This window comes from Ruegeria sp. H3 (assembly GCF_056533095.1).
This window is the reverse complement of record NZ_JBQFOD010000003.1, coordinates 298,736-322,855: the sequence shown is the minus strand read 5'-3', so window position 1 is coordinate 322,855 and position 24,120 is coordinate 298,736. Positions and strand designations below refer to the sequence as shown.

29 protein-coding genes and 1 other RNA gene are annotated in these 24,120 nt (G+C 58.0%); 13 read left to right on the top strand and 17 right to left on the bottom strand.

The features are described from left to right. Positions 1–41: 41 nt before the first annotated feature. The 9 genes from ACR0JE_RS06030 to ACR0JE_RS05990 form a co-directional block, all read right to left on the bottom strand. Complete coding sequence (locus ACR0JE_RS06030) at positions 42–1,145, bottom strand: DUF4147 domain-containing protein (RefSeq protein ID WP_480863499.1); 1,104 nt, start codon at positions 1,143–1,145, stop codon at positions 42–44. Next, entirely contained in the window at positions 1,145–1,582 is a 438-nt protein-coding gene (gene dtd, locus ACR0JE_RS06025; RefSeq protein ID WP_480540371.1) for a D-aminoacyl-tRNA deacylase, read from the bottom strand. Before dtd ends, ACR0JE_RS06030 begins: the two co-directional genes overlap by 1 nt. A gap of 29 nt (positions 1,583–1,611) precedes the next feature. Then, a complete protein-coding gene (locus tag ACR0JE_RS06020) occupies positions 1,612–2,280 on the bottom strand; it encodes a nitroreductase (RefSeq protein ID WP_480863498.1) in 669 nt (222 codons plus the stop codon). A 66-nt stretch (positions 2,281–2,346) separates the two neighbouring features. After that, positions 2,347–3,435, bottom strand: coding sequence for a TFIIB-type zinc finger domain-containing protein (locus ACR0JE_RS06015; protein WP_480863497.1), 1,089 nt, complete (start codon positions 3,433–3,435; stop codon positions 2,347–2,349). Between the two features lie 8 nt (positions 3,436–3,443). Then, positions 3,444–4,592, bottom strand: coding sequence for an SPFH domain-containing protein (locus ACR0JE_RS06010; protein ID WP_480863496.1), 1,149 nt, complete (start codon positions 4,590–4,592; stop codon positions 3,444–3,446). A gap of 24 nt (positions 4,593–4,616) precedes the next feature. Beyond that, positions 4,617–5,573, bottom strand: coding sequence for a DUF2927 domain-containing protein (locus tag ACR0JE_RS06005; RefSeq protein ID WP_480863495.1), 957 nt, complete (start codon positions 5,571–5,573; stop codon positions 4,617–4,619). An 11-nt stretch (positions 5,574–5,584) separates the two neighbouring features. Continuing rightward, a complete protein-coding gene (locus ACR0JE_RS06000; RefSeq protein WP_480540378.1) occupies positions 5,585–6,775 on the bottom strand; it encodes a toxic anion resistance protein in 1,191 nt (396 codons plus the stop codon). Between the two features lie 30 nt (positions 6,776–6,805). Then, the gene (locus ACR0JE_RS05995; RefSeq protein ID WP_480540380.1) at positions 6,806–7,720 is read right to left on the bottom strand and encodes a 5-bromo-4-chloroindolyl phosphate hydrolysis family protein; all 915 of its coding nucleotides are present in this window, start codon (positions 7,718–7,720) and stop codon (positions 6,806–6,808) included. Positions 7,721–7,894: 174 nt separating this feature from the next. Continuing rightward, positions 7,895–8,710: a pseudouridine synthase gene (locus ACR0JE_RS05990; protein ID WP_480863494.1), complete on the bottom strand. Its 816-nt coding sequence runs from the start codon at positions 8,708–8,710 to the stop codon at positions 7,895–7,897. Positions 8,711–8,772: 62 nt separating this feature from the next. Between ACR0JE_RS05990 and ACR0JE_RS05985 the strand changes: the two genes are divergently transcribed. Beyond that, complete coding sequence (locus ACR0JE_RS05985; protein WP_480863493.1) at positions 8,773–9,225, top strand: nucleoside deaminase; 453 nt, start codon at positions 8,773–8,775, stop codon at positions 9,223–9,225. Here ACR0JE_RS05985 and ACR0JE_RS05980 read toward each other — a convergent pair. Both ACR0JE_RS05980 and ACR0JE_RS05975 read right to left on the bottom strand, forming a co-directional pair. Next, complete coding sequence (locus ACR0JE_RS05980; protein ID WP_480863492.1) at positions 9,222–10,388, bottom strand: M24 family metallopeptidase; 1,167 nt, start codon at positions 10,386–10,388, stop codon at positions 9,222–9,224. The two genes, ACR0JE_RS05985 and ACR0JE_RS05980, sit on opposite strands and share 4 nt — an antisense overlap. Then, positions 10,388–11,080: a metal-dependent hydrolase gene (locus tag ACR0JE_RS05975; RefSeq protein ID WP_480863491.1), complete on the bottom strand. Its 693-nt coding sequence runs from the start codon at positions 11,078–11,080 to the stop codon at positions 10,388–10,390. Before ACR0JE_RS05975 ends, ACR0JE_RS05980 begins: the two co-directional genes overlap by 1 nt. Positions 11,081–11,139: 59 nt before the next feature. On the opposite strand from ACR0JE_RS05975, the gene ACR0JE_RS05970 reads away from it, so the two are divergent. Continuing rightward, a complete protein-coding gene (locus tag ACR0JE_RS05970) occupies positions 11,140–11,817 on the top strand; it encodes a ceramidase domain-containing protein (protein WP_480863490.1) in 678 nt (225 codons plus the stop codon). On the opposite strand, the gene ACR0JE_RS05965 is transcribed toward ACR0JE_RS05970, so the two are convergent. The 3 genes from ACR0JE_RS05965 to ACR0JE_RS05955 all read right to left on the bottom strand — a co-directional run bounded on the left by ACR0JE_RS05965 (position 11,798) and on the right by ACR0JE_RS05955 (position 13,480). Beyond that, positions 11,798–12,427: an SGNH/GDSL hydrolase family protein gene (locus ACR0JE_RS05965; protein ID WP_480863489.1), complete on the bottom strand. Its 630-nt coding sequence runs from the start codon at positions 12,425–12,427 to the stop codon at positions 11,798–11,800. The two genes, ACR0JE_RS05970 and ACR0JE_RS05965, sit on opposite strands and share 20 nt — an antisense overlap. 178 nt (positions 12,428–12,605) lie before the next feature. Continuing rightward, on the bottom strand, positions 12,606–13,169 hold the full coding sequence (locus ACR0JE_RS05960) for a DUF4202 domain-containing protein (RefSeq protein WP_480863488.1): 564 nt from the start codon (positions 13,167–13,169) through the stop codon (positions 12,606–12,608). A 152-nt stretch (positions 13,170–13,321) separates the two neighbouring features. Beyond that, positions 13,322–13,480 carry a hypothetical protein gene (locus ACR0JE_RS05955; protein WP_170531829.1) on the bottom strand — a complete coding sequence of 53 codons (159 nt, stop codon included), beginning with the start codon at positions 13,478–13,480 and terminating at the stop codon, positions 13,322–13,324. 228 nt (positions 13,481–13,708) lie between these two features. Between ACR0JE_RS05955 and gatC the strand changes: the two genes are divergently transcribed. The 8 genes from gatC to ACR0JE_RS05915 all read left to right on the top strand — a co-directional run bounded on the left by gatC (position 13,709) and on the right by ACR0JE_RS05915 (position 19,259). Continuing rightward, positions 13,709–13,996, top strand: a complete 288-nt coding sequence (gene gatC, locus ACR0JE_RS05950) for an Asp-tRNA(Asn)/Glu-tRNA(Gln) amidotransferase subunit GatC (protein WP_480540396.1) — start codon at positions 13,709–13,711, stop codon at positions 13,994–13,996. A 3-nt stretch (positions 13,997–13,999) separates the two neighbouring features. Beyond that, complete coding sequence (gene gatA, locus ACR0JE_RS05945; protein WP_480863487.1) at positions 14,000–15,487, top strand: Asp-tRNA(Asn)/Glu-tRNA(Gln) amidotransferase subunit GatA; 1,488 nt, start codon at positions 14,000–14,002, stop codon at positions 15,485–15,487. Positions 15,488–15,525: 38 nt separating this feature from the next. Then, positions 15,526–16,230, top strand: coding sequence for a hypothetical protein (locus ACR0JE_RS05940; protein WP_480863486.1), 705 nt, complete (start codon positions 15,526–15,528; stop codon positions 16,228–16,230). Beyond that, positions 16,175–16,900: an N-acetylmuramoyl-L-alanine amidase gene (locus tag ACR0JE_RS05935; RefSeq protein ID WP_480863485.1), complete on the top strand. Its 726-nt coding sequence runs from the start codon at positions 16,175–16,177 to the stop codon at positions 16,898–16,900. The genes ACR0JE_RS05940 and ACR0JE_RS05935 overlap by 56 nt, the downstream gene beginning before the upstream one ends. 126 nt (positions 16,901–17,026) lie before the next feature. Beyond that, positions 17,027–17,426: RNase P RNA component class A (gene rnpB, locus ACR0JE_RS05930), an RNA gene on the top strand. A 118-nt stretch (positions 17,427–17,544) separates the two neighbouring features. Continuing rightward, positions 17,545–18,252, top strand: coding sequence for a DUF533 domain-containing protein (locus tag ACR0JE_RS05925; protein ID WP_480863484.1), 708 nt, complete (start codon positions 17,545–17,547; stop codon positions 18,250–18,252). Positions 18,253–18,377: 125 nt separating this feature from the next. Continuing rightward, positions 18,378–18,545 (top strand): 50S ribosomal protein L33, encoded by a 168-nt coding sequence (gene rpmG, locus ACR0JE_RS05920; protein WP_005630270.1) that lies wholly within the window; start codon positions 18,378–18,380, stop codon positions 18,543–18,545. Between the two features lie 207 nt (positions 18,546–18,752). After that, positions 18,753–19,259 (top strand): hypothetical protein, encoded by a 507-nt coding sequence (locus ACR0JE_RS05915; RefSeq protein ID WP_480863483.1) that lies wholly within the window; start codon positions 18,753–18,755, stop codon positions 19,257–19,259. Between the two features lie 130 nt (positions 19,260–19,389). On the opposite strand, the gene ACR0JE_RS05910 is transcribed toward ACR0JE_RS05915, so the two are convergent. After that, positions 19,390–20,169, bottom strand: a complete 780-nt coding sequence (locus tag ACR0JE_RS05910) for a Bax inhibitor-1/YccA family protein (RefSeq protein ID WP_170531842.1) — start codon at positions 20,167–20,169, stop codon at positions 19,390–19,392. Positions 20,170–20,352: 183 nt separating this feature from the next. Continuing rightward, entirely contained in the window at positions 20,353–20,562 is a 210-nt protein-coding gene (locus tag ACR0JE_RS05905) for a YjiS-like domain-containing protein (protein ID WP_480540410.1), read from the bottom strand. A 127-nt stretch (positions 20,563–20,689) separates the two neighbouring features. On the opposite strand from ACR0JE_RS05905, the gene ACR0JE_RS05900 reads away from it, so the two are divergent. After that, positions 20,690–21,571: a LysR family transcriptional regulator gene (locus ACR0JE_RS05900; protein ID WP_480863482.1), complete on the top strand. Its 882-nt coding sequence runs from the start codon at positions 20,690–20,692 to the stop codon at positions 21,569–21,571. A 5-nt stretch (positions 21,572–21,576) separates the two neighbouring features. Here ACR0JE_RS05900 and ACR0JE_RS05895 read toward each other — a convergent pair whose 3' ends face one another. Continuing rightward, a complete protein-coding gene (locus ACR0JE_RS05895) occupies positions 21,577–22,533 on the bottom strand; it encodes an NADPH:quinone oxidoreductase family protein (RefSeq protein WP_480540412.1) in 957 nt (318 codons plus the stop codon). Positions 22,534–22,854: 321 nt separating this feature from the next. Here ACR0JE_RS05895 and ACR0JE_RS05890 point away from each other — a divergent pair, with 321 nt between their 5' ends. Together ACR0JE_RS05890 and hisN are read left to right on the top strand one after the other, a co-directional pair. Continuing rightward, positions 22,855–23,226 carry a helix-turn-helix domain-containing protein gene (locus ACR0JE_RS05890; protein WP_480501238.1) on the top strand — a complete coding sequence of 124 codons (372 nt, stop codon included), beginning with the start codon at positions 22,855–22,857 and terminating at the stop codon, positions 23,224–23,226. A gap of 50 nt (positions 23,227–23,276) precedes the next feature. Then, complete coding sequence (hisN, locus tag ACR0JE_RS05885) at positions 23,277–24,068, top strand: histidinol-phosphatase (protein ID WP_480863481.1); 792 nt, start codon at positions 23,277–23,279, stop codon at positions 24,066–24,068. Positions 24,069–24,120 lie beyond the last annotated feature (52 nt).

Genomic DNA, 24,120 nt, shown 5'->3' with positions numbered 1-24,120 from the left:
ATGGCGAATGAAATCTGCTTGGTAGCATGAGAAACGCCAAATCAGTCGCGGATTGCGACAATCAGGTCCATTACATTGGTTCCGGTGGGTCCAGTCACCAACAGCGCATTCGCCTGTTCGAGGTAAGTGCCGCTATCTGCTGCATTCAGGGCACCTTGGGCGCTATCTGTCCAGGTCGTTCCAGTCACAACACCGCCTGCCGCTTTGGTGGGACCATCTGTGCCATCTGTTCCGCCCACAACAACGGTAAGCCCTTCCAGACCAGCGATTTCTTTGGCCAACGCCAGCGCCAACGCCTGATTTCGACCGCCCCGACCGGGGGTGGGAGGCAGAACAACAGTGGGCTCGCCGCCAAACACCATAGCACCTCTTTCCATGCCGCGCAGTTTCGATCCCACATCTGCCGCAACGGCCAGATAATCCTCGTGCAGGGCTTCTTCATTTGCCCATACCTTCACGCCCGCTGTTTGTGCGGCCTTTGCAGCAGCAGCCCGGGCATGGGCGTTTGAGGCGATGATGCGGGTGGTTGCGTCGAACTCGTAGGCCCGGGGGAGGGCACCGATGCCTGACCCGATCACATTCAAATCGTCACCGGGCACATCAGAAATCGCCAACACCGTGGCCTTCGCGCCGTTGAAGTGAGACAGCAGCCCACCCCCTTTGACCCGCGACAACTTCCGCCGTTCAGCGTTCATCGCCACGATATCCAACCCTTCCGCCAGCAAGTGGCGGTTCAATTCGGCAAGGTCTTCAAGCGATTTCCCCGGCACAAGATCTTCGGCCAGCGAAGACGCGCCCCCCGACACCAACAGCAATAGATGAGAGCCTGGTTCCATCGCCTCAACCGCTTCACGTAGGGCGCGGCCACCGTTCAGGCTGCGTTGATCCGGCACAGGATGCGAGGCTTCTATCACCTCGACACCTACGGGCAGATCGCGCCCATGATCATCTTTGGTGACGACAAGCGTTGGTACGTTGCCAAACTGATCCAATGCCGCACGCGCCATTGCAGCGGCGGGTTTTCCAACGGCGAGGATGCGATCGGGCTGCGCGATACCGGGCAAGGCTGTCTTGGTGGCTGTGAAACCATCAACCGCCGCAACGCCTGACTTCCAAAACTCGATTGCTTGTTCAATGCGGGTCATCAGTTTTCCATCCAGATCGTAACCGGGCCGTCATTAACCAGTTCAACTGCCATATCTGCGCCGAATTGCCCGGTCTCGACGGCAATGCCGTGAGACGACAGGTATCGCGCGAAGGCCAGATACAGACGCTCACCATCCTCGGGAGAGGCAGCGTTGGCAAAGCCCGGGCGATTGCCGCGCGAAGTGTCTGCGGCCAGCGTGAACTGGCTAACCACTAACGCGGACCCACTGGTATCGAGGATCGAGCGGTTCATTTTGCCCGCCTCATCCTTGAAGATACGCAGCTTGGCAATCTTTGCAGCCAGCTTTTCCGCATGCTCTTCTGTATCGCCCTGCATGGCGCAGGCCAAAACCATCAGCCCCGGACCAGATTGTCCGACAATTGCTCCATCCACCGAAACGCGGGCCTGTGAAATGCGTTGTAGAAGCGCACGCAATAGCTCTCTCCCCAGTATTCCCGGTGGGTTTAACCGTGCCAATCGACAATGTCACCCAAGGCAGCACGATCCGTCCGAAAACTGTTGGCCGGGTGGTCCGTATCGGAATACCCGAATGAGAGTGCACATAAGATTAGGCGATCTTGGGGGATATCAAAATATCGATGAAGAAACGGCCCATAAGCGGCAACTGCTGCCTGAGGTATACTAGCAATTCCAAGCGCTTGGGCTGCCAGTGTGAAAGCAGTGACAAAGCCGCCGCAATCCATAGCGCCATAAGGGCCAAGCTCGGCCGGGCTGGACAGAATCGCGCAATGGGGTGCCCCAAACAGCGAATAGTTTTCCATCATTTGCTTTGCGGATCCTTCCCGGTCGCCACGCTCGACGCCGACCGCCTTGTAGAGTGCCCAACCGCAGGCACGGCGACGGTCTTGATAAGGGCCAGAATAGGAGGTCGGGAAGGGAATGTCAGGGGTGGGCTGTCCAGTTGCAACCTCGTTTTGCAAGGCTTGACGGAAGCGGTCTGTTTCCTCAGCTCGTGTGATCACCAATTGCCAGGGCTGCGCATTGCACCAGCTGGGCACGCGCAAGGCGCTGGCGACGATCTGCTCTATCTGCTGCGTGGGAACCGGGTCCGGGCGAAAAGCCCGGCAGGAATGTCGCTGCCCTAGCAAATTATTCAAAGCAGACAATGTCATAAACGCGTTCTCCTTTGCAGAATTCCGGCTGAAGATGGCCGCAGCCCCGATCCTGCGCAAGGGGGGCTATTGCTGACCCGTCGCCACCAGATAGCCAACACCGGCCGCGACGATCAGGCCCAGCCCCACAGCAATCGCGATCTTGACCGCAGACCAAGGCCGTTCGCCCTGGACGCGCCCGGTGCGCCCGTTGACGACAAAACGGTAGGTTTCACCCCGGTACTTATACGCGGCCATCCAGACCGGAAGCAGGATATGCTTGAAGGTCACATCCCTGACATCGGTGTCAACCGAATGGATACGCTGGCGGTCTCCGCCGATGTCAAAGCGCACATCCCGCTCGATCACTCGGGACATATGATGGCGTGCTTCGGTATACCCGTCACGCAACTCGACCGTGTAGGCCTCGGCCCGGAATCCGGCCAGGTATTCGGGTTGATACGGCTCCAGAGCGGGCAGATCCCAGGGCTCCAACGCATCTGTGTAGGTCTTGGGTAAGGAATGAGAGGCCAGCACCAGAACATCGTCAAAGAACCGCGCAACCCGACCGGATTTTGGTGTCCAGCGGACCTTGGGCACCTGTTGCTGAACCCGTTTGCCATCGCGCATCACTGTGCGGGTTTCGTAATAGACCACCCCGCGCTCGCCGCGATAGCTGGATTTGGTATCCGCATCGAAGGTCCAGTAGGGCACATAAATACCCTGCATCTTGCGCCCTTTGCGTGCGTACTCCTGCAATCCATTCGGCGCAAACCACAGCTTGCCCAGCCAATTATTCATGGCTTTCTGGGCTGTACGTTCATCCAGCGCAAAAGGCAGCACGCCCTTTGGTTTGATATGGCGGTTCACCCCGGTATCCGTCACCACGGGTGTCGCGCAGAACGGGCATTCAGCGGCGTGAGTGTTTGGGTCAAACTCGACCTGAGCGGCGCAGTTGGAACAGGTCAGAACCCGCGTTTCTTCGATCTCACTGTCGGGCAGCCGATCCGCAATTGCAGCATCAAAATCCAACTCACGCAGGCTTGCACCGCCCCACGGCCCCGAGCCAATCGGCTCGGAATGACCGCAATGATCACAGGTTAGCGTGCCATCACCCGGACTGAACCGATAATCCGCGCCACATTGGGCACAGGGGAAACGGTGTTCTTCGGTCATTATGTGGCTTAAGCTCCGGGCGGAGGCGGCGGCAGAATCGTAAACAACTGCGCCAGTTCCTGCACGTCCCCGGCCTTTTTCCAGCCATCCTGACCGGCTGTCCAGACATGGGTGTCGCGCGTCAGCTCTCCGTCCACGGCCATGCGGCCCATCTTGGCCTTGGAAAACGGCCCGGTTGTTTGACCGTCTACTGCGATATGCCACACATGCTCAACCGGGGGCGGGGGTGGCGGGGCCATCTGTGCAGCCGGTTGTGGGGCAGCGGGGGCGGAAGACCCCCACGGGCCGCTCGGTTGGCCCGCTGCCATGTTCGCCATTTGATTGGCCATCGCCATGCCCATTCCCATGCCAAGGCCCGCACCCATGCCGCCGCCCTGACCGGGATTATTGGCTGCTGCCGTCATAGCCTCGGCTGCTGAATACTGGGTGAACTTGCCCAGATCACCCGCCAGTCCCATCGAGGTGCGCTTGTCCAAAGCGGCCTCGACGGCGGGTGGCAATGAGATGTTCTCGATGTAGAACTCGGGCATTTCCAACCCGTAGCCATCCAACACGGGCGACACCTCAGCCGCGATCAGCTTGCCCAGGTCGGCGGTATTGGCCGCCATATCCAGAACCGGGATGCCCGATCCCGCGATCACGCGGCTAAATTCCTGTACGATGATGTTGCGGATCTGAAAGCTGATCTCGTCCATGGTGAATTCACCATCGGTACCGACGATCTCGACCAGAAATTTGGCCGGGTCCTTCACCCGCACGGTATAGGTGCCATAGGCCCGGATCCGCGTCGGGCCGAACTCCGGATCGCGCAGCATGATCGGGTTCTTCGTGCCCCATTTCAGGTCGTTGAACCGGGTGGTGTTGACGAAATAGACCTCGGATTTGAATGGCGACTGAAAGCCGTGATCCCAATGCTGAAGGGTCGTCAGGATCGGCATATTGTTGGTTTCAAGCATGTAAAGACCGGGCGTGAACACATCCGCCAATTGCCCCTCGTGCACAAAAACGGCCGCCTGACCTTCGCGCACAGTCAGCTTGGCACCGTATTTAATCTCGTGCCCCTCACGCTCGAACCGCCAGACCATGGTATCGCGGGTGTCATCCACCCAATGGATGACATCAATAAACTCTCCGGTCAGAAAATCGAAAATTCCCATTTGGGGTCTCCTGTCTTTTAGGGGTCAGAGCGGCTGACCCATCAGTTCACGCGCAATGATCCGCACCACGGGGCGGGCCTGATCGACCGATACACCGGGCTTGAGGCGCGGATCGTACAGCATTTGCAGCAGTTTCTCATCATGACTTGTCAGCAGTGCGAACTCGTCATCGTCGTTAAAGATCGACGGGCGCGCGGCGGGGCTGTCATTGGACAGGCCCAGACCTTGCGCAATCTCTTCGTGAATACAACTTAGCCGTACCAGATCGGGCAGCTCGGACCGTATCAGCGTAACCGCCCGCACATATTTGTTCGGCGCAGATGTGTTGGCCGAGGCGAACACAAAACAATCGAAATTCGAACGGGGGTTGGCCACCAGGTCAAGCGAGGCTTGGCTTATGTTTGGAATCAACTGCCTGAGGCGTGACACCACATAGGCGCTGTCATCCTTACCCGCAAAGAATACGTGGAAATTGGGCTTGCGAGTGACGATCGAAATCGAATGCCCGGTGAGACGCGCCAGTCGCGTCGAATAGGACTGCACGTCTGCGGCATCTTTTTGGCGTGTGGCGGGCAGTATCGATGGTCCAAACTCAGTTTGAATGCGAACGGGGCCAACCCAACGGCTGAGCTGCCCGTCAGTCTGGCGCGACCCGATTGAGATACTGTGGTTCGGGTATTCGCTATAGAATGCAATCGCCTCGAAGTTACGTTCCAGATCGCTCGCATCATACGGCGTATCCGGGCCGCCCCCGTCAGTTCGTAGTAAACCGCGTGCCAACAAGTCGCGCTCGATACGTTGATAGAAACGCGCCAGATCCTGACTGGCGGCAGACGGCGGCACATAGGCATTGGCCGCTGGCGGCGGGGGCACTGGGCGCGGTTCCGGCGCGGCAGACGGCGTCAGGACCTCTTCACAGCCGACCAGTGTCAGCAGCGCAGCGACCCCGAGGCCCAGCTTTGTATGGGTCAAAGGCCGCACCCCTGCCTGCCTTATCCTGGAACGGCTGTTCCGGCGTTGTCGCCAGTTCCATCGCGTCGTGCTTTGGCAGCAGCAAGCGTGTCGCGCAGTTCGGTTTCCATCTTCTTAAGCTCTTCCTCGGCTGCCGCGCGCTTGGCTTTGCCTTCGTCGGCGATAGCTAGGCTTTCATTGATCGTTCCGATTAGATCGGCATTGGCCTGTTTGACGGCCTCGATATCAAAGACACCACGCTCCATCTCTTCGCGGATCATCTTGTTGCTTTCGCGCAGATTGGCGGCGTTTGCGGTCAGAAGTTCATTGGTTAGATCATTGGCATCCCGCACAGCAGCCGCAGCTTCGGCGCTGCGCTGAATGGTGACGGCCTGTGCCAGCTGGGTTTCCCACAGGGGCACGGTGTTCACCAGGGTTGAGTTGATCTTGGTGACCAGCGATTTGTCGTTCTCCTGAACCAAGCGGATTGATGGCAGCGACTGCATTGTCACCTGACGGGTCAGTTTCAGGTCATGTACCCGGCGTTCAAGATCGTCCCGCGCGGCGCGCAGATCACGAAGTTCCTGCGCCTTCATCACCTGTTCTTCCTCAGGCGCGGCCTGAACCTCGGCTTCCTTTTCAGGAATGTCATGACTGTCGAGCTCGGTCAGCTTCTCTTCGCCCGCTGCAATATATAGCGCCAATTCGTCATAGAAACTCAGCGTCTTTTCATACAGCAGGTCCAGTGATTTGATGTCTTTGAGCAGTGTATGTTCGTGGCTCAGCAGATTGTCCGTTATGCGGTCGATCTGGCTTTGAACCTCTTCGTATTGCGCGGTGAACTTGGCAAAAGGCGCGGCCTTGCCCAGCAGTTTTTCCCACCAACTGCGTTCGCGTCGAACATCCAGTTCGCTGACTGAGAACCCACGGATCGTGGTCACGATATTGCGCAGGCTATCCCCGGCGGGGCCCACATCCTTGTTGCGCACATCGGCCAGCATGGCCTGGCTGATTTCCTGCAACTCGGCCTGAGCAGAAGATCCGAAAGACACGATCGAGTTGGTGTCATCCATGTCGATTTCGCCCATGCGTTTGCGAATCTCAGCCCCGACTGGTTCGTCGGCTTCTTCCAGCGAGACAAGCTCGGTCGTTGGTTCGGGCAGGGCGACGGCAGTGACTTCCTGCACCAGGGTTTCGGCTTCGACCGCCTTGTTCTTGATCTCATCGGACATGGGGATGTTCCTCGCTTACTGTGTGGCCGGTCAGTCCAACCGGACGCCTTCGCGCTGCAGCCTGTCGCGCAGCACGTCAATTTCGACCGTCAGATCGCTGCGGTCATCCAATAGCATTTTGCGCGTACGCGCGGCGAAATTCTGTTCCAGATCATCCAGCAGAGCCGAATAGTCAGCCAGGGCCTGACCGTCTCGGGTGCGGGCATAAACATCGGCGAACTTGACGGTCGCATCGCGTGCACCTTGCAAATAGACGGTCAGGTATTTTCGCGCTCCAGCCAGATCGCGCGGGTCTTCTTCGACCGTGCGAAACAGATCGCGGGCTGTGTCCTGAAACCGTTCAACCCGCGCTTCGATCCGGCGATCACCGGCGCGTTTGATCGCATCGGTCATCTGGGTCAGATGCTTTTCGGCATCATCAACCACGCGGGCCACGCGATCTTGCTGAAATGTGTCGATGCCTTCCATGCCTTTGTGCTTCAGCGGATCAAAGCCAAAAGAGACCGAATGCAATACAGTGGCCGCTGTGCCGAACAACACTGGCGCCAACAGGCTGGCATGGCCAACGGCCTCGGCATTCAGATACTCGCTTCGATAAGCGGCCAGCGCGGTGCCGAGACCGGTCAGTATGCTGGCAAAGATCTTGCGCGGAAAGGCCGGGCGGCGGGCGGTTTTGCGTGCGTTGTAGGCAGCTTCAGCCCGCAGTCCCTCACGTAGCAAGAACGCCGCAGCGGTCAGCAAGCCAGCGGCCACAAGGCCCATGGTCATGCCAATTGCGCCATCATTCAACGACAAAAAGACCAACGGGATCGCTGGAATGAACAGGACGTTGGCCCGTGCACCAGCAGGCTCAACCCGCGCCCCATCAAACTGGCCGCGCGGCGGTGGTCCATCTGGTTCAGACCCTCCCTGCGGGCTGTATTTGCCACCAAACCGTTTGGCCATGGCTACAGCCCCCCCAGCAGCCCGGTGCAGACGCCGAACAACAGCACCAGCAGGGCCGCATAGGCCAGTTTTTGCACTCCGCTCCCGGACATTCAGCCCCCCAATTCGCAGCGTTCTCAGAAAATCTAGGGGATACGCAGGCTTGGCGCTAGGGGGAAGGTTGCTAAACCCGCATCACTTGCGGGGTTTCTTGCCGATCAGGGGCCGTTTTCGCTTCGGGTGCGTGGCTTGTTTGGCGGTGCCCTCGGGTTTGGCACCCCCGTCCAACCCCAATTGATCGCGCATAACACGGCGGCGGACCTCTTCAACCTGACCGGGTTTCAGATCCCCCAACTGGAAAGGGCCATACGAGACGCGGAGCAGGCGGTTTACGGTGAAACCTATATCCTCCATTGCGCGGCGAATCTCTCGGTTCTTGCCTTCGCGCAGACCGATTGTCAGCCAGGCATTCGCACCTTGCTGGCGATCCAGCGACACGGTCATGGGCTGGAACCGCTCTCCGTCGATCACAAGCCCTTTGCGGAGGGGGGCAAAATCTTCATCCTTGGGGCGGCCGTTTACCCGCACGCGGTATTTGCGCAGCCACCCGGTTGAGGGCAGTTCCAGCTTGCGCTTGATGCCGCCGTCGTTGGTGAGCAGCAGAAGGCCTTCCGAGTTCAGGTCCAGCCGCCCGACGGACATCACGCGCGGCATATCCTCGGGCAATTCGTCGAAAATCGTCGCGCGGCCTTTTTCGTCCTTGGTCGTTGTCACCAGACCGGTCGGTTTGTGATAGAGCCATAGTCGCGAGGGTTCAGGTTCAGAAACCGGTTTGCCGTCGACGACAATCTTGTCTTTGCCTGTCACGTTAAGGGCGGGGCTGTCGATCACCTTGCCGTTCACCGCAACACGGCCTGCTTCGATCATACGTTCAGCCTCACGTCGCGAGGCGACGCCTGCACGGGCGAGCACTTTGGCGATTCGGTCGCCGGGAGGAGGGGTATTGCTCATGGTCCCGGCCATACCTCATCGCGTCCGCTTGCGAAAGGCAGGTTTCTGAGGCAGTCAGGGGCATGGTGTTCAGATCACATATGGACAAGGCACTGGTCGAGGCACGCGCAGCCGCTGAGCGGGGTGAAGTTCCCGTTGGTGCCGTTATCGTCACTCCCGATGGTCGCGTCGCGGCGTCCGCAGGGAACCGGACGCGCGAATTGAACGACCCGACAGCCCATGCCGAAATACTGGCCTTGCGCGCCGCCTGCGCCGAAGCTGGCTCAGAAAGGCTGCCTGGGCATGACCTTTATGTCACACTGGAACCTTGCGCCATGTGCGCTGCAGCGATGGCCGCGACCCGTATCCGGCGCATTTATTATGGCGCGTCCGATCCGAAATCGGGTGGCGTTGCCCACGGTGCGCGGGTGTTTTCGCATCCGCAGGCCCATCATCAGCCCGAAATCTATGACGGTATCGCCGCAGAGGAATCCGCCGAATTGCTGAGAAGTTTTTTCGCGGCGCAACGCGCTTAAGGCTTCACCACCATCTCGCGCCGGATATTGGCCAGTGGTTGGCCGCCCTCCGGCGTCACCACAAAGCTTTCAGTAATCGCCAAGCCCCAGTCCGGTGTCCACAGACCTGGCATCAAATGAAACGTCATGTTTTCCTGCAGTTCCGTTGTGTCACCGGGCCGTAGACTCATGGTGCGCTCGCCCCAGTCGGGCGGATAGCTGAGCCCAATCGGATATCCGGTGCGGTTGCGCTTCTCATATCCGGCACGGGCAAAGCTGTCATAAACGCAGGCGGCGATTTCCTCGCATGTGGTGCCGGGGCGGGCGGCTGCCAAAGTTGCCTCAATCGCGGCCAGAACTGCTGCTTCAGCCCGGCGGATATCGTCTGGCGGGTTACCCAGGAACAGACTGCGGCTGGCTGGACAGTGATAGCGGCGATAGCAGCCCGAGATTTCGAAATAGGTTGCCTCGCCACGTGCCAAAGGCCTGTCGTTCCAAGTGATATGCGAGGCCGAGGCTTCGCGGCCCGACGGCGCAATTGGCACAATCGCAGGGTAGTCCCCAGCCAAGCCGGGAAGTCCGGCAATGCCTGCCGCTTGCACTTCGGCAACCAGTTGGTTTTTGGGTAGACCTTCACGAAACGCCGCGCGCAATACTTCGTGCATATGCGCCGTCAACCGACCCGCCTTGCGCATCATCGCGATCTCGGCCTCGCTTTTGACCGCACGCTGCCAGTTCACAAGGCCGGTGGCGTCGATCAATTCGCCAAAGGCGCGTTTAAGAATCTGGTGGCTGGCGGCTGAGTAGTAGTAGTTGTCCATCTCAACCCCTAACCCGCGGGTCCAGCCGCGGTCGCGCATTGCAAGAACAAGGGAGTCGACCGGGTGGTGATCAGGGTGCTGAACATGTTCTTCGGGCCAGTCCAGCAGGTCAGACGGGTCCAGCCATGTGGTCTGGGCCGCCCCCGCCTTGTCTTGCGTGCGCCCCCACCAAAGGGGCGCGCCTTTCGCAGGCAGGATCACCATTTGGGGAACATAGAAGCTCCACCCGTCATAGCCCGTCAGCCAGGCCATGTTGGAGGGATCAGTGATCAGCAAAGTCTCAACCCCGCGCTGCGCCATCGCTGTACGGGTCTTGGCCAAACGGTGCGCGTATTCCTGCGTGCTGAAATCCGAGGCCGGCATCAGAGGGAGATTGCCTGCATAACCTCGGGTTCTATCACATCGACCCCAGGCAACCCGTCGACAAGCGCCTGGGCGGATTGTTCCAGTATCGGGAAGGTCTTGTAGTGGCAGGGGATCACCGTCTTAAAGTCGAAATATCGCTTGGCGGCATAGGCCGTCGCCTTCATATCCATGGTAAAATGGCCACCCGCCGAGAGGATGCCGATATCGGGTTTGTAATAATCGCCCATCCAATCCATGTCGGCCATGATGTCCGTATCGCCCGACACATAAAGCATGCGCCCCTCGGCGGCGATCATATAGCCGACCTCGCTACCGCCAGTCCTCAGCCCGTCAGGTGTGGAGAATGTGGAACTGTGCGAAGCAGGAACCATTGTAACCTTGACTCCGTTCAGGTTGACGGTTCCGCCTTTGTTAAACCCGATGGTTTCGATCTCTTCGGCCTCGGCCCAATAGCCCATCAGATCGTACTGGCCAACAACCGGTACCTTCAGGTGCTTGGACAAAGGCAGCACATCGACCACGTGGTCGAAATGCGTATGAGTCAGCAAGATATGCGTTGCCCCGTCCAATGCGGCGTCATGCTGGTCTTCGGGCAGAACCGGGTTACCCGTCAGCCAGGGATCAATCAACAACACTTGACCGCCGGTCTCGATGCGGAAACTGCCATGTCCCAACCAAATGATGTTCATACTGAAATCCTCCGATGATGCCTCTTGGCACCAGCCTAGCATCCGCTATGTAAAATTCTATGGATTGGATGCAGGAAATCGACAGCTATTGCGAAAGACTGTCAGCCGCTTATTGGGCCGAGCCGATCAATGCGATCACCAACGCTGCCTTTCTGATCTCGGCCTTTATCATGTGGCGGCGGGTGCGCGGGCAAGACATGCCTCTTGCGATGGGGCTGGTTCTGGTGCTGGGGGTCATCGGTGTCGGCAGCTATTTGTTTCATACCCATGCACAGGTCTGGGCGGCCGTCGCCGATGTCACGCCGATCCTGCTGTTCATCTTGATCTACATCTTTGCCGTAAACAAAAACATCTGGCGCATGCCATTGGGATATGCACTGGTTGGGACCATTCTGTTTGTTCCCTACGCAGCGGCGACGATCCCTTTGTTCCAGTGGGTGCCTGGCCTTGGCAGCTCGGCCGCTTATGCACCAGTGCCCTTGTTGATCCTGATCTACGCGTATCTGCTGCGCGACCGGCAACCGCAGTTTGCCAGGGATATGACGATTGGCGCGTTCATTCTGATCCTGTCAATCGCGTTCCGTTCTTTGGATCAGCCGATCTGTTCGCAGTTTCCGACAGGCACGCATTTCATGTGGCATATCCTGAATGCCACGATGCTCGGTTGGATGATTGAGGCTTATCGCAGGGCTTTGATCCGCATGCGGGCGGGCGCCGTCAAGTATCCTGCGCTTTGATAACGGCTGCAACGCGCTGACCGATGATCCGGCTGGATTTACGCGATGGATGAATCAGGTCAAACGAGAAATATGAGGCATCGCCGGGCTGCGCCACGTCCTGAGATGAGACGAAGGTAATCCCCTCATCCTGCTGTGCCAGTTTGGCAATGCGGGCCTCAAACTCATCCCCTTCGGCTTTGCAATGTTCGATCGGTGTGATCAGATCGGGACTGCGCAAGTAACCGACATAAATCACGCGGGTGCCAGTTGCCCGAATCTGGCGCAGGAACTGCGGTATTTGACCATGCTGACCATCAGCCGAGATCATATTGTCCAGAACGGCATCGCAGCGTGTGCATCCGCAACCCAGCATCAGATCGTTACCGCCGCCGTTTACAATGGCCCAGGACCAGTCCCCTTTGATATATTGTGCTTGAACCCCAGATTCAGGTGCGCCATCCGGGTCAAATTTCGTTTGCAGCCAAGCTGCAGACACTGTGCGGTCAACGACCGGGGCACCAATCGTCTCTTCGATAACATCGGGGATAGATGAACCCGAGGGTGAGTTCCACGCCATCAGCGAATCGCCTATCGCAATGACTTTTGAATCCGGTTTGCTGGAAGGCATTTCCTGACATCCGACCAAGGCAAATAGAATGCCGACGACAAGACACAGATTTCTGGACATCTTTGACCCGGAAATTGGAGTTAAGAAGCGCCCATATGGGCTGAATATGGTTCATGCAAAGCTAACCTGGCGTTGGTTAACGCACGATTAATGAAGCTGGTTCAGCGCAGCCTCTGTGTCAGCCATGAAAGGCGGCAGCCAGGTGCTCCGGCAGGTCAAATTCAACTAAAACCCGTGCGCGCCCTTCGGGTGACATTTTGCGTGCAGTCTTTTCGACAATGCTCTGGATTTTTTCCGGGGAATGCTTGCCTGCGAATGGCTGGAAATACCATTTCAGAAAGACAAAGCATATTACATCTTCCAGTGCCTGAACCTCGGCGTCGCGCTTGATGCCCTGCTTGCGCAACATGCGGCCTGCGGCGTCAACCTCTGTTTCGCTGTACCCGCCTTCGGCCATCAGGGACATTACCACATCCGCGTGGTGTACACCTTGCGCCTTGCGCCAGGCCAGATATCCTGCGCGACCCTCGGGATACTCGCTCCGCGCCAGTTTCCAGCGTTCGATATGCTGTCCGCGCGCTGCAATCTGTAGCGCGTCCGAGGCTTCGGGAAACAGCCGGTCAATCTCTGCACTCATGCGTTTGCCATACAGCAAAGCTTCGGGCTGTCCATTATCAACATTGGGATCATGTGCATTGGCCGCGTCAATGGCATCCAGAACTGCTTGTTTGCGCGCGCTCATGTTTTACTCCGTTGGCTTTTGCGGATCTTGGCGATCCGCACAATCTTGATAAGCCACCGTAGCGAGATGCCACAACATGTGCAGCACCCAATTCTGACATGGCCGGGTCAGATGAGGGGGAATCTGACCCGGCAGAGGGGCAGGTGATCTGCTTACTTGCCCGGTTTGACCTGATCTTGCGTGACCGGCTCGGTGATCGGGGTTGGGAAGGTCAGATCACGGGTCAGGTTCAGTGAACTGATGCCCATCGCCATGGCCGGTGCGGCCAGAAGAGAGGCGGACAACGTAACGGCAGTGATGAGGCTTTTCATGTTCTGTCTCCAGGTTTGTGTCGTTTCACAACAGATGAAATGAACAGTTCGGTTTAGTTTTTCAAGATTTGAAGTGAACTAATTGGTTTACTTTTGTGCATACCGGCTATTCACCAGCGAATGGGTGGTGAAATCCGGCACGATAACTTGTCCCTTGTCGGGGCCTACTGGCCTTGCGACTGCGGCGACAGACAGGTAAATGCCCCCTAACGCATATGAGGGTTTCCGATGTCGATTGACCAAAGCACCGCCGCCAAGGTGGCGAAACTGGCCCGTATCAAGGTCGAGGATGAGGCGCTGCCGGCGCTGGCATCCGAGTTCAACACCATCCTTGGATTCATCGAGCAACTGAACGAAGTGGATGTCGATGGGGTCGAGCCGATGGTCTCGGTCGAGCCGATGCGCCTGAAGCGTCGTGAAGATGTGGTCACAGACGGAAACCAGCAGGACAAGGTTCTGGCCAATGCACCCGACGCGCGCGAAGGCTTTTTCGCAGTCCCCAAAGTGGTGGAGTAAGACATGAGCGATCTGAACAAACTGGGCCTGGCCGAGGCCCGCGACGCGCTGCGCAAGGGTGATGTGACCTCGGTGGAACTGACCGAGTCCTGCCTGAAGGCCATTGATGACGCCGACGCGCTGAACGCTTTTGTCCACAAAACGCCTGAAATCGCGCTGGAGCGTGCCAAGGCAGCGGACGAGCGCATCAAGGGCGGCGAAGCGCCGTCTATGTGTGGCTTGCCGATCGGCATCAAGGACCTGTTCTGCACCAAGGGCGTGCCTTCACAGGCGGCCTCGAAAATTCTGGAGGGCTTCAAGCCCGAATACGAATCCACCGTTTCTCAGCAACTGGCCGATGCCGGAGCCGTGATGCTGGGCAAGCTGAACATGGACGAATTCGCCATGGGCTCGTCCAACGAAACCTCCGTTTATGGCAACGCAGTCAGCCCCTGGCGGCGCGGCAATGATGACGCGCAGCTGACACCGGGCGGTTCCTCGGGTGGCTCGGCCTCCGCCGTGTCGGCTGACCTGTGTCTGGCCGCGACCGGCACCGATACCGGTGGTTCGATCCGCCAGCCCGCCGCCTTTGTTGGCATCACCGGCATCAAGCCGACCTATGGCCGTTGCTCTCGTTGGGGCATTGTGGCCTTCGCATCCTCGCTGGATCAGGCTGGTCCGATGACCAAGAACGTGCGTGACGCGGCGATCATGCTCGAAGCGATGTGTGGACACGACCCGAAGGACTCGACCAGCACCGAACTGGCCGTGCCGAATTTCGAGGCGATGCTAACCGGCGACATCAAGGGTAAAAAGATCGGCATCCCCAAGGAATACCGCATGGACGGTATGCCTGCCGAAATCGAAAAGCTGTGGGCCGACGGTGCGGCGATGCTGAAAGACGCCGGGGCCGAGATCGTCGACATCTCGCTGCCGCACACGAAATACGCGCTGCCCGCTTACTATGTGATCGCGCCTGCCGAGGCATCCTCGAACCTCGCCCGCTATGATGGTGTCCGCTACGGGCGCCGCGCGCAGTTGGCGCAGGGCGACGGCATCACCGAAATGTACGAGAAAACCCGCGCCGAAGGCTTTGGCCACGAAGTTCAGCGCCGCGTGATGATCGGGACCTACGTGCTGTCGGCAGGCTTCTACGACGCGTATTACAACCGCGCCCGCAAAGTTCGCACCTTGATCAAGAAAGACTTCGAGGATGTCTTCGCCGCAGGCATCGACGCGATCCTAACTCCGGCCACCCCGTCCGCCTCCTTCGGTTTGGGCGAAATGACAGAGGCCGATCCTGTTCAAATGTACTTGAACGACGTCTTTACTGTGACCGTGAACCTTGCCGGTCTGCCGGGCATCTCAGTACCCGCAGGCCTCGACAAACAAGGGCTTCCTCTGGGTCTGCAACTGATCGGACGGCCTTGGGATGAAGGCGACCTGCTCAACACCGCCTATGCGTTGGAAAACGCCGCCGGGTTTGTGGCAAAGCCAGCAAAATGGTGGTAAGTCTCAGGCTGCCTGATCACGAGTAACGGAGCGGTTGAATGCGTGTTTTTGCTTTGGTTCCTGTCATGGCCCTCGTCGCGGCCTGCGATACGGTCGCACCGGTGCAGGGAACGGGATTTAACACGCCAGCCTATCAGGCCCAACGTGAGGCACAATTGGCCGGGCAAGGGACCGTCGACAACCCATTGCTGGCACCAGTCGATGTCTCGCAACAGCCCTTGGGCACACCAGGTTCTGCCTTGCCGCAATCACTCGCCACTGGTGAGAATGCGGATATCGCCAACCAGGCTGCTGCTGCGCTGGCCAGCACCTCGGGCCAGACTGTTCAAACTGGTCCAGCGTCCAGCAATCCGGCGATTTCTGACGAACAGGATTTCGCGGCTGTCTCGGGCCGTCGCAGCATCGAATCTGACGCGGCACGGATTGAACAAAATCGCGAAACCTACGAGGTTGTCGCCCCAACCGCCGTCCCCGAACGTGGCGCAGATGGCCAACCCAATATCGTGCAATATGCGCTCAGCACCACAAACCCTGTTGGAACCCAGCTTTACAGCCGGGCGGGCTTTAATCTGCAAGCCAAGGCACAACGCAATTGCGCCCGGTTCCCATCGGCAGATCAGGCACAGTTCGAGTTTCTGACCAGTGGTGGCCCACAGCGCGACCGCAAGGGGCTGGATCCGGATGGGGATGGCTTTGCCTGCAATTGGGATCCTAGCCCGTTCCGCAGTGCCGTCAGCAACTGATCACCCTTCAGCCATCTGGCATCCGTCGCCCAATTTCGGCGCGCGACGGGATGGGCTTGGTCCTCAGCTAATTGTCCTGCACTTTACCGCGATGGGTAGCGCAGGGGCCGCGCTGGACCGGCTCTGCGATCCACAGGCCGAGGTCTCGGCGCACTACCTGATCGGCAATGATGGCAGACTTTGGCAGTTAGTACGCGAAGAAGATCGCGCCTGGCATGCCGGAGCAGGAGAGTGGCGCGGGCAGGAGGACATCAATTCGCGGTCCATCGGGGTCGAACTGGATAACACAGGGACGCGCCCGTTTTCTAACCCTCAGATGAGCGCACTGGAAAACCTGATGCAGGGCATTATGACCCGCTGGTCCATCCGGCCCGAGAATGTCATTGGCCATTCCGACATGGCCCCGGGCCGGAAAATTGACCCTGGCCCCCGGTTCGATTGGCAGCGTTTGGAGCGGCAAAACCTTGCGACGCGACGTGGATATGACCAGGGGCCCGCAGGTGCGCCCGTAGATATCTTCCGCGCCCTGGCCAGTAATGCAGGTTTCACGGCGAATGTTGACGACGAAACCCTTCTGGCTGCGATTCGACTCAGATATCGCCCCTGGGGAAAAGGCCCGCTATGTTCGGCTGATTTTACTCCTCTTAGTCGTTTTGATCTTCGAAACTGATCCAGTCTTCATCTGGCCAAAAATATCCCGGGGTTGAATTGGCCGCAGGCCAAGAAGGGGCTGGCCCCTTCCTCCGTCCCATCCACCCTTGACGCGACTGGGAACACAGCATACTCACCCCTCTGCGCGGAGGGCCGGATGGCCGCTGGGGTCGCAAGACCCGAGAGGAAAGTCCGGACTCCACAAGACAACGGTGCCGGGTAACGCCCGGGCGGGGCAACCCGACGGAAAGCGCCACAGAAATCAGACCGCCCGCGACTTCGGTCAACGGTAAGGGTGAAACGGTGGAGTAAGAGCCCACCGCGCCCCTGGCAACAGGGGCGGCACGGCAAGCCCCACCGGGAGCAATGCCAAATAGGGTCCCCGCGCGGACCGGTCGGCGCAAGCCGATACCGCCGCTAAGCACGTCTTGGCCCAGAGGGACCGGGTTGGCAGCTTGAGCCGCGCAGCAATGCACGGCCTAGAGGAATGGTCATCGAAGGGGGCAACCCCGGAACAAGATCCGGCTTACAGGCCCTCCGCGCGTATCTCAAATCACCCAACCGCTAAGTGACGATCCGCCCACAGCCACACAGCCAGTATTCTCAGAACCGGTCTGCTGTTACCCTGACGTACATGGATTTTGTGAACCCGGGAGGAGCGATATGAGTTTCCTAAAAACACTGGCATCCGTGGCGGTTGGTTTTGCGGCGGCAAAGGGCATGGAAAAATACAAGGAAATGGGCGGCATGGCCGGCTTGCAAAACATGATGCAAGGCACAGGCGGTGGTATTGGCATGGACCAGCTTGGAAAAATGGCCGAGCAGTTTGGCATGCCGGGCGGCGCATCTGGATTGCAGGACATGATCGGCAAGATGGGGCTGGGCGGTGGGGCAGCCGGGGCTGCAGGTTTGGGCGGTTTGCTCAACGCGATGCAGGGTGCAGCTAAAACCAGCGGCCAGCAAACTGCCAATATGATGGAAACCGTGCTCAGCGGTACGCCAGCCGGGGCCGCGATGGAGGAGCAGGCCAAACTGATGCTGCGCGCCATGATCCAGGCCGCCAAGGCGGATGGAGAGCTGGACGAACAGGAAAAGCAGACAATCATTGGCGAATTGGGCGATGACATAAGTGATGAGGAACGCGCCTTTGTCCTCGATCAGATGGAGGCGCCGATTGATGTCGTGGGACTCGCTGCTGATGTGGGGGCGCCCCTCAAGGCACAGATCTATGCAACCTCTTTGGCCGCGATTCGATTGGATAACGAACGTGAGGCATCTTACCTGCTTCAATTGGCAACCGCTCTGGGCCTTTCAGATGCCGAACGGGATCAGATTCACACCTATATGGGCGCACCAACCTTGCCTCGTTAGGTCAGCAACGAAACCTGCGCATTGCAGGTGTGATTGGCCTTGACATGGGCGGTGCACAGCGTAAAAGCGCACGCTCATAGGAATTCAACCGAAGGGCCCTGCCTTTTCGGACGCAGGAGATAACCATGGCGAAGCCGACGACAATCAAGATCCGTCTGAACTCGACCGCGGGCACGGGCCACTTCTACGTGACCAAGAAAAACGCGCGCACCATGACCGAGAAAATGACCGTTCGTAAATACGATCCGGTCGCTCGCAAGCATGTCGAGTATAAGGAAGGCAAGATCAAGTAATCTGCCGTTCTGCTAAGACTTTCGGGAAAGGCTCTGCTTTGGCAGAGCCTTTTTTCTTGCCAGGTGATATGCAATACAGCGATCCGATCGGTCAACGGGCCGTTGCAGCGACGCATCACGCTTGGGGCCAATCGTTTTGTCTGCGGCTTGCTTTTTACCAAACCCTGCAAGTACGGTTCAGCAAACCGCCACAAAATGTTGAGCGCCATGAAAAAAATCTTGTTATCCACAACCATCGTTCTGGCCCTTGCCGCCTGTGAAGATCCCTTTAACCGCAAAGGTGTTGGGTTCACTGGAATTGATGGTGAACCCCGTACCATCTCGGACGTCCCCGGCGCGGTCGCCTTTGTACCGCCAGCGACCAATGTTCCGGCAGAGCTGGCCGAACTGCCAACCATCGCTGTAATCAGTGATCAGGTTGACCCTATCAAAAAGGCGCGGGTGGCCATCGACAATGGTGGTGTGAGCCCGGACAACGCGGTGCAATTGTCTGGCAGCGCGACCGATCTGTTCCTTAGCACGGTCGATGTGAACGGCACGGTCTATGGTGTTCTGCGCACCCGCAACAGCGCGACACGCGTGGATAACTCGATCGGTGCAATCTTTGGAGACGAGACCGAACGCTTTACAGGCTGTCTGGCAACTGGTGATGTTTTCGGAAAAGGATCGTCAAGCCGCAGCTCTGGTTTTGCCGTTCCACTGAACTGCAGCTAGTACAGCCAACAATCTCTATTCGGATACCCCCGCTTAAAAGGCGGGGGTTTTCTTTTGCAACATGACGTTGGACAAAAGAAAAGGGCCGGTCTTTCGACCGGCCCATATGCATTTGCAATGCTGTGAAGCTTTATTCCTGTTGCCCCATGAACATCAGCAGGAACTGGAACATGTTCAGGAACGAGATGTACAGGCTCAGCGCGCCGTCAAAGGCGGCTTTGTCCAGCCATTCCTGATCGCCATGTGCGGCATGTGCGACATATGTGTTCTTGATGTCCTGCGTGTAGTAGGCGGTCAGACCCGCAAAGATCAGGATACCGATGGCCGAGATGGCCAGCATCATCACGCCCGATTGCAGGAACAGGTTGATCACCATCGCCACCAGCAGGCCGATCACACCCATCATAAGAAAGGTGCCCATGCCGCTGAGGTTCCGCTTGGTGGTGTAGCCATAGAGGCTAAGACCACCAAACGCGATTGCGGTGACCAGGAAGGTCTGTGTGATCGAGTAAGGCGTAAAGATCATAAAGATCGAACTCATCGACACGCCCATCACGGCCGCGAAGACAAAGAAGCCAAGCTGAACAGTCGCGGCGGAACCGCGACGCATCAGAGCGCCCCAGCCGAACAGGATAAAGGCCAGCGGTGCAAACATGACAACCCACTTCAGCGGCGAAAGAAACAGGGTTCCGCCCAGGCTGGTCAGATAACGGTCAGCGCCGATCTGCGCCACTGCATTTGACGGGTCGCTGGTGACCGCAAGCCCGGCAATCGCCCAGGCTGCCAATGCTGTGATCAGCATGCCGACGGACATTGTGCCGTAGACTTTGTTCATATGGGCGCGCAGGCCCTGATCAATCTCGGCGGCGCGCGCGCCGGATACCGTCCGGACCGTGTCGAATTGTGCCATCAAAGGGTCTCCATTTAGCTCGTGTTATTACGCCCCGGCAAAGCGGGGCGGTTTCTCGTTAAATATCGGCAACTAGGGGCTGTATTTCAAGAGTTTCCGGCGGAAAACCGACTAAAACACGTAACAAAAAAGGCGATAGGCAACCCAGCGTCACCTATCGCCTTAAAAACATGAGCATACGAGTCATCTTTTCCAGTAGTTTGGGGCATCCCAAAGGTAGCGGCGCGCTTCTTCCATCGCCTCTTCTCGGGTAATTCCCATGTCTTCCAAAGACGTATTGTCCAGCTGCATCAATCGGCGGCGCTGGCGCCTCACTGCTAACATGTGTTGGATCAACGACATCATAGGGCGCGTTGCGTTTTGACGGGTCTGTTTGAGTGCAATTTGGGTCATAATCATTGTCCTTTCTGCATTCTCTGATGGTTTCCCGAAAACCAATCAACTTCCTTGATGTATATGGCAAACCATGTCATATTTTAAAAACGAATATTTTTGATGAGTCACATAAGGGATCGTGAAGATGCGGAATCTGGACATTACCACCTTACGCTCGTTCATGGCGGTTGCCGATCAGGGTGGGGTCACCCGCGCGGCTGGTTTTCTGCATCTGACACAGTCTGCCGTTTCGATGCAGCTTAAGCGTCTAGAGGAGTTGCTGGGCCTTGAACTGCTGGATCGCAGTGGGCGCACGATCGCGCTCACCGCCTCGGGTGAGCAGTTATTGACCTATGCGCGTCGAATGATCGCGCTGAATGACGAGGTGATCTCGAAACTGACTGATCAGGCGTTCGAGGGCGAAGTGGTGCTGGGCGTACCACATGACATTGTCTACCCGGCCATCCCGCGCGTTCTGCAACGGTTCAACACCGACTTTCCACGGGTACGGGTGCAACTGGTGTCATCCTATTCGTTACAGTTAAAAGACATGCTCAAGCGGGGCGAATGCGATGTGATCCTGACCACCGAGCCGACCCCTGTTGATGGGTCCGAAACCATCGCTGAACTACCGCTGCGCTGGATCGGTGCGCAGGGCGGGTCTGCCTGGCGGAAGCGTCCATTGCCCTTGGCTTTGGGGCGCCGGTGCCTGTTCCGCCCGCAGGTGATCGCGGCATTGGACACGGCTGGCATCCCTTGGGAATTGTCGGTGGAAACCGAGAATGACCGAACCATCGAAGCCACCGTCAGTGCCGATCTGGCCGTTCATGCCATGCTGGACGGAACCGAGGCCGCGCATCTGGAACAGATTGAATCAGGTGGTGCGCTTCCGGAATTGCCTGCCCATATGATCAACCTCTATGGCGGCAATGAAGGGCGGGATCCGATTGTCGATGCCTTGGCGCATCTGGTCAGGCAGAATTTCCGCATGCTCGGGGGCAGCCAGCTGCGTGCGGTCGCGGGATAGGTCGTTTAGATTGTGATAACGACCTTGCCGGTGGACTTGCGTTCTTTCAGCAGCTGCATTCCCTGTGCGACTTCGGACAAGGGTAAGATGTGGCTGATATGCGGCTTGATCTTGCCTTCACTGTGCCAGCGAAACAACGTGTTGAAACTGTCCCTTACGATTTCGGGTCGGAAGGTCAGATAACCGCCAATATAGAAGCCAATCACCGTCAGGTTTTTGACCAGTAGGTGATTGGCAGGAATTTGCGGAATCTCGCCACCGGCAAACCCGATGGGCAGCAGACGCCCTTCGGGGTTCGTGGCCCGAAAGGCCGCTTTGAACACGTCGCCACCGATTGCGTCATAGACGACATCTGCGCCACCCAACGCTTTGACCGCGTCTCTTAGGTCTTCTGAGGTGTCGATCAAGTGATCTGCGCCCGCAGCTTTGGCAACGGCCAGCTTGTCCGCCCCGCGTGCCTGCGCGATCACGGTTGCCCCCATCAACTTACCAATCTCGACCGCTGTCAGGCCAACCCCGCCCGCCGCGCCGGTAACCAGCAGTGTTTCACCCGGCTGCAACCTGGCACGGTGATCCAGTGCCAGGTGGCTGGTTCCATATGCGATCTGGATCGCCGCCGCCTCTTCGAAGCTGATCGTGTCGGGCAGTGATATCACCCGTGCGGCGTCAAAAACCCCAAATTCCGCCAGCCCACCCTGTCCTGAATAGACGGCCACGCGATCACCAATGCTGATGCCGCTTACATCGGCACCCACCGCATCTATGACACCCGCAACCTCCATCCCCAATGTGAACGGAGCGGCGGGCGTGTCCTGATATGTCCCTTTTTGCATCAGAAGGTCGGCAAAATTCAGCCCGCAGGCTTTGATCGCAACGCGCACCTGACCCAAGGAGGGATTAGGTGTGGTGATCTGGCAAAGCTTGGCCTGCTCACCTGCGGATTGAATGTGAAATGCCTGCATAATCTGATCATCCCCCTGCACCGGGCATAGGTGCGTTTTGCGCGGGACTTGTCAATGATATTGGGCGGCCGTGCTTGACCCAAAAAGCAACACGGTGTTCGCGGCTTTGGCCAATCAGGGACACAACCATAAACCATCGTTCTGGCTGCATGACTCAACCATCTTGAAAAATGATCAAAAAAAAGTAATAAAGGCAGCTAGTGCTGTAATCGGGGGAGGCACGATCCGTATTAGGGAATGGTTAAATTCCATTCTCTAATGTTGCGATACCGGACGTCGCGCAATCCCGATCAGATGTTTGTGTACTAAAGGAGAATACCAATGACTCATCACGTCGATGTCCATGTGGGCAAGCGCGTTCGGCATCGCCGCTGGCTGATTGGGATGACCCAACAGCAATTGGCGCAGCAAGTTGGTATCAAGTTTCAACAGATCCAAAAATACGAAACCGGTGCCAACCGAATCAGTGCTTCTCGCCTTTGGGACATTGCTGAGGCATTGGAAGTTCCCGTCAGCTTTTTCTTTGAAGGGCTGGAAGAGGTTCAGAAAAGCGCGGATGAAAAGAAGTCTGTGCCTGCGGACCTGATGGGGGACAAGGAAGCGTTGGATCTGGTGCGTTCTTACTACGCAATCCCGGAAAATCAGCGCCGCCGTCTGTTCGAATTGGCACGGGTTCTGAGTGACGTTGCGTGATCTGATCGCGCGCGCTTGACTTTGACAGGCGATGGCCGCACCAGTGGCCCATGCACCAGACCCATCTGACCGATATGGATGTTGCTGAAGAAATGGCCGACGCGGCGCGCGCGGCCATTCTTCCGCATTTTCGCAAACACGATCTTGAAACCGCTAACAAGCTGGAAGGCGGGTTTGATCCCGTCACTATCGCAGATCGCGCGGCTGAAAAAGCAATGCGCGAGGTGTTGCAACGTCTTCGCCCCGATGACGGCATCTTAGGTGAAGAGTATGGCCAGTCCGAAGGCCAAAGCGGTCGCGTTTGGGTTCTGGACCCAATCGACGGAACGCGCGGATTTGTCAGTGGCACACCGACGTGGGGCGTTTTGATCGCGCTCAGCACCTCAGCCGGCCCAGAACTGGGGGTGATTGATCAACCCTATATCGGTGAACGGTTCAGAGGGTCGTCCGAGATTGCGCAGCTGACCGGGCCCTTGGGCACATCACAGTTGGCGACGCGTGGGGTAAAGACGCTTGGACAAGCCACCCTGTTCACAACCTTCCCCGAAGTCGGCACCTCTGAAGATCGCGCAGGGTTCGAGGCTGTGTCAAAACAGGTACAACTGACGCGCTATGGCATGGATTGCTATGCCTACGCGCTGCTGGCTGCGGGACAGGCGGATCTGGTGATCGAGGCGGGGCTGAACGCCTATGACATTCAGGCTCCGATTGCAGTGATCGAGGCTGCTGGTGGCATCGTAACCGATTGGCAAGGCGGACCCGCGCATAATGGTGGACGTGCCCTTGCAGCTGCCAATGCCGAGATTCATGCGGCCGCGCTAGACATCCTGCGCACCTACTAAACCATTGCCCCAGTAACGCCCTGACGCTAAACCGGTATCAGCCGGTTCTTAC

Coding starts and splice junctions, on each gene's coding strand:
- ACR0JE_RS06000 (WP_480540378.1), bottom strand. CDS start 6,775: ATGTCCGATGAGATCAAGAACAAGGCGGTCGAAGCCGAAACCCTGGTG.
- gatA (WP_480863487.1), top strand. CDS start 14,000: ATGAGCGATCTGAACAAACTGGGCCTGGCCGAGGCCCGCGACGCGCTG.
- rpmG (WP_005630270.1), top strand. CDS start 18,378: ATGGCGAAGCCGACGACAATCAAGATCCGTCTGAACTCGACCGCGGGC.
- ACR0JE_RS05905 (WP_480540410.1), bottom strand. CDS start 20,562: ATGACCCAAATTGCACTCAAACAGACCCGTCAAAACGCAACGCGCCCT.
- ACR0JE_RS05990 (WP_480863494.1), bottom strand. CDS start 8,710: ATGAGCAATACCCCTCCTCCCGGCGACCGAATCGCCAAAGTGCTCGCC.
- ACR0JE_RS06015 (WP_480863497.1), bottom strand. CDS start 3,435: ATGACCGAAGAACACCGTTTCCCCTGTGCCCAATGTGGCGCGGATTAT.
- ACR0JE_RS05965 (WP_480863489.1), bottom strand. CDS start 12,427: ATGCCTTCCAGCAAACCGGATTCAAAAGTCATTGCGATAGGCGATTCG.
- ACR0JE_RS06020 (WP_480863498.1), bottom strand. CDS start 2,280: ATGACATTGTCTGCTTTGAATAATTTGCTAGGGCAGCGACATTCCTGC.
- ACR0JE_RS05995 (WP_480540380.1), bottom strand. CDS start 7,720: ATGGCCAAACGGTTTGGTGGCAAATACAGCCCGCAGGGAGGGTCTGAA.
- ACR0JE_RS05925 (WP_480863484.1), top strand. CDS start 17,545: ATGAGTTTCCTAAAAACACTGGCATCCGTGGCGGTTGGTTTTGCGGCG.
- hisN (WP_480863481.1), top strand. CDS start 23,277: ATGCACCAGACCCATCTGACCGATATGGATGTTGCTGAAGAAATGGCC.
- ACR0JE_RS05980 (WP_480863492.1), bottom strand. CDS start 10,388: ATGCCGGCCTCGGATTTCAGCACGCAGGAATACGCGCACCGTTTGGCC.
- ACR0JE_RS05915 (WP_480863483.1), top strand. CDS start 18,753: ATGAAAAAAATCTTGTTATCCACAACCATCGTTCTGGCCCTTGCCGCC.
- ACR0JE_RS05895 (WP_480540412.1), bottom strand. CDS start 22,533: ATGCAGGCATTTCACATTCAATCCGCAGGTGAGCAGGCCAAGCTTTGC.
- ACR0JE_RS05890 (WP_480501238.1), top strand. CDS start 22,855: ATGACTCATCACGTCGATGTCCATGTGGGCAAGCGCGTTCGGCATCGC.
- ACR0JE_RS05910 (WP_170531842.1), bottom strand. CDS start 20,169: ATGGCACAATTCGACACGGTCCGGACGGTATCCGGCGCGCGCGCCGCC.
- gatC (WP_480540396.1), top strand. CDS start 13,709: ATGTCGATTGACCAAAGCACCGCCGCCAAGGTGGCGAAACTGGCCCGT.
- ACR0JE_RS05970 (WP_480863490.1), top strand. CDS start 11,140: ATGGATTGGATGCAGGAAATCGACAGCTATTGCGAAAGACTGTCAGCC.
- ACR0JE_RS05955 (WP_170531829.1), bottom strand. CDS start 13,480: ATGAAAAGCCTCATCACTGCCGTTACGTTGTCCGCCTCTCTTCTGGCC.
- ACR0JE_RS06010 (WP_480863496.1), bottom strand. CDS start 4,592: ATGGGAATTTTCGATTTTCTGACCGGAGAGTTTATTGATGTCATCCAT.
- ACR0JE_RS06030 (WP_480863499.1), bottom strand. CDS start 1,145: ATGACCCGCATTGAACAAGCAATCGAGTTTTGGAAGTCAGGCGTTGCG.
- ACR0JE_RS05900 (WP_480863482.1), top strand. CDS start 20,690: ATGCGGAATCTGGACATTACCACCTTACGCTCGTTCATGGCGGTTGCC.
- ACR0JE_RS05935 (WP_480863485.1), top strand. CDS start 16,175: ATGGCTTTGCCTGCAATTGGGATCCTAGCCCGTTCCGCAGTGCCGTCA.
- ACR0JE_RS05940 (WP_480863486.1), top strand. CDS start 15,526: ATGCGTGTTTTTGCTTTGGTTCCTGTCATGGCCCTCGTCGCGGCCTGC.
- ACR0JE_RS05975 (WP_480863491.1), bottom strand. CDS start 11,080: ATGAACATCATTTGGTTGGGACATGGCAGTTTCCGCATCGAGACCGGC.
- ACR0JE_RS05960 (WP_480863488.1), bottom strand. CDS start 13,169: ATGAGCGCGCGCAAACAAGCAGTTCTGGATGCCATTGACGCGGCCAAT.
- ACR0JE_RS05985 (WP_480863493.1), top strand. CDS start 8,773: ATGGTGTTCAGATCACATATGGACAAGGCACTGGTCGAGGCACGCGCA.